This window comes from Thauera sp. (assembly GCF_034003485.1).
Taxonomy (GTDB): Bacteria; Pseudomonadota; Gammaproteobacteria; order Burkholderiales; family Rhodocyclaceae; genus Thauera.
In genome coordinates, this window is the sequence record NZ_JAVEYL010000077.1 from 1 (window position 1) to 4,921 (window position 4,921).

Consider the following 4,921-nt stretch of genomic DNA (forward strand, 5'->3'; position numbering starts at 1 on the left):
TACAACAGCCGCTTCAACCTCGCGCGCTTACGATTCCTGGCTACGATCACCGCGCTCTTCAGGAATCCGCTCCACAAGATCAAGGAGCGTCCACCCCGATCGGGATGGGACGCCATGGATCAAAACTTCAGAATCTCGCCATCAGCGGGAATCCGGACGCGATCCTCGATGCCGTTCTGCTGGACGTAGTCCTGCAGTTGCTCGCGGCTCAAGGTCATGTGATTGATCGCATCCATATGGACGGCGACGATGGTCGCGTTCGGCGCGCCGCGATACGCGCGGAGGACATCGTCCTTGCCCATGATGATCGACCCGGGGAAACCGACCAGACGAGCGTCGCCTGCGTTCAGGATGACCACGCTGGGTTTGAAGCTGGCCAAGGTCTGTTCGACCTCGCTGCGCCAAATGGTATCGCCGACGAGGTAGACGGTGGGCGAGCCCGGTGCCTGGAAGACGACGCCCATGGCCTCACCCAAAAGCTCGGCCAGCGGCTTTTCGGCATACATCTCATTCGTGCCGTGCTGGCCGCCAGCCTTCGTCAGGCGAACGCCCTCGAAAACGGTGTTCTCGCCAACGACTCGAACATCGGTGAAGCCCTGCGCACGAATGATTTTGGCGTCGGCTTCGTTCTGCACAAACAAGGGCATGCTTTTTGGAATCAACTGGTGCTCACCACCGTCCCAATGGTCGAGATGCGTATGCGTCACGATCACCGCATCCACGCCCTTCAGCACATCCTGCGCCGGCATGGGAAGCTCGACGAGCGGATTGGCCAGATGACTGCGAACCGTACCTTCAAAGCCCGGATAGGCGCCCTTTTTCGCCAGCATGGGGTCGATCAGGAAGACCTTGCCCGCGTAGCTGATTTTCGACGTGGCGTTGCGGATATGCTGCATCTGCGCCGCTGCCGTGGTCGGCGTCGAGACCTCGGCGGCTGCGTGCGCCGATATACCCACTACCCCGAGGGACAGTGCGAGCGCGATGCTACGAAAGAGTGTTATGGGCTGCATGTTGGTGCTCCAGAGACGACGTTGATCGGAAGCTGCATTGTGGGCAAGCTGCGCCTGCCATAAAATTGGCCTACAGGTCATCTATCGAAACTTTTGGGCCATTGCGCCGAGCACCATCGCGCCATGTCAAAACCCGTTCCTGTCGTTGCTCTGATCGTTCCCCCTCGGACCAGTGCGTTCCACTTTGCCGTGCCACTCATGGTCTTTAGCATGGAGTTGGCAGAAGGACACCTGTTCGACTTGAAGGTCATTGCGCCAGGTGGTCAACCGCTGCAGGCTGAACGCGCGCTTACGGTGGTGCCGGACGGCGGGCTGGAGCTGACGGAAACGGCAGACATCCTCGTGGTGCCAAGCTGGCACGACCTGGACACTCCCCCGCAATCCGATCTGGTCGATGCGCTGGTACGCGCACATGCACGGGGTGCCGACGTCGTAGGTCTATGCTATGGCGCCTATGCCCTTGCTTACGCCGGACTGCTCGACGGCAAGCGGGCCGCTACGCATTGGATGGGCGAACAGGACTTCGGCAAACGTTTCCCGGGCGTAAAGCTCGATATGAACGCCCTCTATGTCGAAGAGGACGGCCTGATCACTTCCGCGGGCACGGGCGCCGGGCTGGACTGTTGCCTGCATATCGTGCGGAAGTATTACGGTTCGAAAGTCGCCAACAAAGTCGCGCGAATGATGGTCATACCGCCGCACCGGGAGGGTGGTCAGGCGCAGTTCATCGAGCAACCGATGGCGTTTTCAACGCAAGATGCGCAGATCAATCGGCTTCTCGACTACTTGCGCGCAAACATCGCCAAGCAGCACACCGTTGAGGATCTGGCAGCGCGCACATCGATGAGTCGGCGGACCTTCACGCGTCACTTCAGCAAAGCGACCAGCATGACGCTGGTCGAGTGGCTGGTGAATGAGCGTTTGCAGCGAGCCCGCGAACTGCTTGAAAGCACATCGCTGCCAGTGGAGAAAATTTCTGATGTCGTGGGGTTTCAAACCCCAGTGTCCCTCCGGCAGCACTTCAGGAAGCGCTTTCAGGTGAGCCCGAGGGACTGGCGTCGGACATTCGGTCAAGGTGAAGAGCGTTCTGCTTAGTCCAGACCAGCGAAATTCGGCTTCCGCTTTTCCACGAATGCCGCGAACGCCTCCTGGGCGGCTGAACTCTTCGCCCGCATCACAAAAGCTTCGGCTTCCAGATTGATGCGTCCCAGAACCTCGTCGGGATGCTTGAGCAAGGCTTTGGTACGGAGCACGGCACCCTGGGGCAGTTGTGTCAGACGGATCGCCTGCGCCAAGGCGAAATCCAGCACGGGCTGCTCTGCGATGACGCGATTGACGAGACCAATCGCCTGCGCCTCATTGGCGGACAGCGGGTCGCCGAGAAGAAGGATCTCGGATGCCCGTTGGTGACCGACGAGTCGCGGCAGGAGCAGACTGGATGCCCCTTCCGGGATCAGCCCCAGTGCAACGAACGGAAACGAAAAGCGTGCGGTGTCCTGCGCAAAAACCAGGTCGCAGTGAAACAGCATCGTGGCGCCAATCCCGACCGCGAGTCCATTGACCGCTGCAAGCACTGGCTTCTTGACCTGGGCGAGTGCATTCAGGAATCGGAAGGGCGGTGCATCCACACTCTCCGGGGGGGAATTCAGGAAGTCCTCGAGGTCGTTACCCGCCGAGAAGGCGTTTCCTGCCCCCGTGAGCAGGATCACACTGACGGACTGATCCGCATCGGCCGCGACCAATGCCTCGCGCAGCTGGTGATACATCGCCCCGGTAAAGGCGTTCTTCTTATCCGGTCGGCTCAGCTCGATAACTTGAACACCACGGTCATGTGAGCTCTTGATCATCCTAATCTCCTCGTTCAATCAAACAGCGTTGGAATCCGCGGTGAGCGGATAGAGTTTGTCGTCGTAGTCTGCAAGGCTCGGGAACTGGAGAGGGGTGGCGTCGGCGACCGACCGGATACGACTTCTCCAGGTTTCCAGGATTTGCTGTCGTGCTTCGTCGGAGACGTAGGGGACGTGCCAGCCAATGAACGGCGGCAACACCTGTAGTCCCGCATAGGCCAGCGTGCCTTGCAGGAGATGCTTCAGCATGCCGTCGAGTGGACCGTGGATCCCCTGCGTACCGAACATATGCTCCTGGCCGCCCAGCGTGAGGCCGACAAGCGCACGACGGCCCACCAGTCCGCCGCGGTCATAGAACCGCTTGCCCCCGTAGACCTGGCCCGACACGAACACACGGTCGATCCAGCCCTTGAGGATGGCCGGCGTCGAGAACCAGAAGACCGGAAAGACCACCACGAGCAGGTCGCACCAAAGGAGCTTGTCGAGCTCGGCGCGGATGTCGGCACTAAGCGTGCCGGTGTTGAGCCCGTGCCGCTGCTCAAGCGCATACGTGCAGTAATCGGGATCGGCGCGATCGCCAAAGTCGGCTGCCGAAGCCACCGGCTGAAAGCCCATGGCATACAGATCCGACACCTGAACCTCGTGGCCCTGCCGTTCGAACTCCTCGACCGCAGCCGACTTCATGGCCGTACAGAACGACTTCGGCTCGGGATGCGCGTGGACAATGAAGACTCGCATGATTTGATTCCCCTGTTTGATTGGTCACGTCCTCGCCGAAGATGGCACCGGTGATGACCCTCTAATGGCAAGTGCATCGCTCTTCCAAAGAGCGAAACGATCACGATGAAGGGCAGTTTAATGACCGGTCCAGACCGTGTAGAGTGGCGAATATGACTATTACTATGCGATTTTCGCCACGTCATGCCCCGTGCCGCAATCCTTACATTCGATGAGTGCTATGCCTCCAGCGTCGGCGGCTTTGCCGACATCCTGCAGGTCGCAAACTCGCACCTGCGGCGACAGCAAGGCACGGCCGCCGCACAGTTCGAATGGCGCTTCGTTTCCTCATCGGGGAATCCCATCGTGGCAAGCAACGGTCTGCAATTGCAGACGCACAAGCTGGAGCCGAGCGAGCGCTACGATCTCGTCTTCATCCCCAGCCTGCACTACGGGGGCCAGGGCCAGTTCGATCAGATCCTCGACCGGCTCGCCGACACCTCCGACTGGCTGGTCGCCCAGTGGCGCGCCGGGGCGTGGATCGCCGCGAACTGCACCGGCACGTTCATCCTGGCGCAGACCGGACTGCTCGATGGCAGAACGGTGACGACCACCTGGTGGCTGGAACGCCAGTTCCGCGCCAAGTACCCGAAGGTGGATCTGCAAATCCGCTCCGTGATCACCGAATCGGATCGGCTGGTCTGCGCGGGTGCTTCGGCGTCATACCTGCTGCAAGCCATCCGCATCATCGAGCGCTTTTCGGGGCCGGCCATCGCCTCGCAGACCGCCAAGAGCTTGCTGATCGACGTGAGCCAGACCAGCCAGGTTCCTTACCTGCCGCTGCTGGCAGAAAGAGCGCACTCGGATTCCCTCGTGGAACGTGCGCAGCATTGGCTCCAGAGCAACATGACCAAGGAATTGCGGATCTCCGTGCTTGCGGACGCGCTCGCGATCAGTGATCGCACGCTCATTCGACGGTTCAAGGCGGCGCTGGGCCAGACCCCGCTGGCGTATCTGCAGGATCTCCGGCTCGAGGCCGCCCGAGCGCTACTCGAGACGGGTGATCTGAGCGTGGAGGCTATAGGCGGCCAAGTTGGCTACAACGACACCAGCTCCTTTTCGCGGCTCTTTCGGCAGCGCATTGGGATGAGCCCCGGGGCGTATAGGAATCGGTTCCAGATTAACTCGGCGCCTTGACGGCATGACGCGTTGAACGACCTCTATCCAAGAGTCCGCCGGTGACCCCGGCTCGACGATTCGCCAGCCGCTCTCAAAGGACCGGAGGCCGGTCCACTCTGAAAGCTGCCGTTGCCCCTTTGCCAGCCCGGAACGACCGGAGTGGGTCGG

5 protein-coding genes are annotated in these 4,921 nt (G+C 60.8%); 2 read left to right on the top strand and 3 right to left on the bottom strand.

Annotated features, from left to right (window positions below):
• Positions 1-119 precede the first annotated feature (119 nt).
• Positions 120-1,010, bottom strand: a complete 891-nt coding sequence (locus RBT54_RS18210) for an MBL fold metallo-hydrolase (protein WP_020651372.1) — start codon at positions 1,008-1,010, stop codon at positions 120-122.
• Positions 1,011-1,133: 123 nt separating this feature from the next.
• Here RBT54_RS18210 and RBT54_RS18215 point away from each other — a divergent pair, with 123 nt between their 5' ends.
• Complete coding sequence (locus RBT54_RS18215; protein WP_277080480.1) at positions 1,134-2,105, top strand: GlxA family transcriptional regulator; 972 nt, start codon at positions 1,134-1,136, stop codon at positions 2,103-2,105.
• Here RBT54_RS18215 and RBT54_RS18220 read toward each other — a convergent pair.
• Both RBT54_RS18220 and RBT54_RS18225 read right to left on the bottom strand, forming a co-directional pair.
• Entirely contained in the window at positions 2,102-2,857 is a 756-nt protein-coding gene (locus RBT54_RS18220; RefSeq protein ID WP_038011787.1) for an enoyl-CoA hydratase, read from the bottom strand. The two genes, RBT54_RS18215 and RBT54_RS18220, sit on opposite strands and share 4 nt — an antisense overlap.
• Positions 2,858-2,875: 18 nt before the next feature.
• Positions 2,876-3,595 (bottom strand): NAD(P)H-dependent oxidoreductase, encoded by a 720-nt coding sequence (locus tag RBT54_RS18225; RefSeq protein ID WP_004261236.1) that lies wholly within the window; start codon positions 3,593-3,595, stop codon positions 2,876-2,878.
• Between the two features lie 183 nt (positions 3,596-3,778).
• Here RBT54_RS18225 and RBT54_RS18230 point away from each other — a divergent pair, with 183 nt between their 5' ends.
• Positions 3,779-4,771, top strand: a complete 993-nt coding sequence (locus RBT54_RS18230) for a GlxA family transcriptional regulator (protein ID WP_004261223.1) — start codon at positions 3,779-3,781, stop codon at positions 4,769-4,771.
• The last annotated feature ends 150 nt before the right edge of the window (positions 4,772-4,921 follow it).

Coding starts and splice junctions, on each gene's coding strand:
- RBT54_RS18220 (WP_038011787.1), bottom strand. CDS start 2,857: ATGATCAAGAGCTCACATGACCGTGGTGTTCAAGTTATCGAGCTGAGC.
- RBT54_RS18215 (WP_277080480.1), top strand. CDS start 1,134: ATGTCAAAACCCGTTCCTGTCGTTGCTCTGATCGTTCCCCCTCGGACC.
- RBT54_RS18210 (WP_020651372.1), bottom strand. CDS start 1,010: ATGCAGCCCATAACACTCTTTCGTAGCATCGCGCTCGCACTGTCCCTC.
- RBT54_RS18225 (WP_004261236.1), bottom strand. CDS start 3,595: ATGCGAGTCTTCATTGTCCACGCGCATCCCGAGCCGAAGTCGTTCTGT.
- RBT54_RS18230 (WP_004261223.1), top strand. CDS start 3,779: ATGCCCCGTGCCGCAATCCTTACATTCGATGAGTGCTATGCCTCCAGC.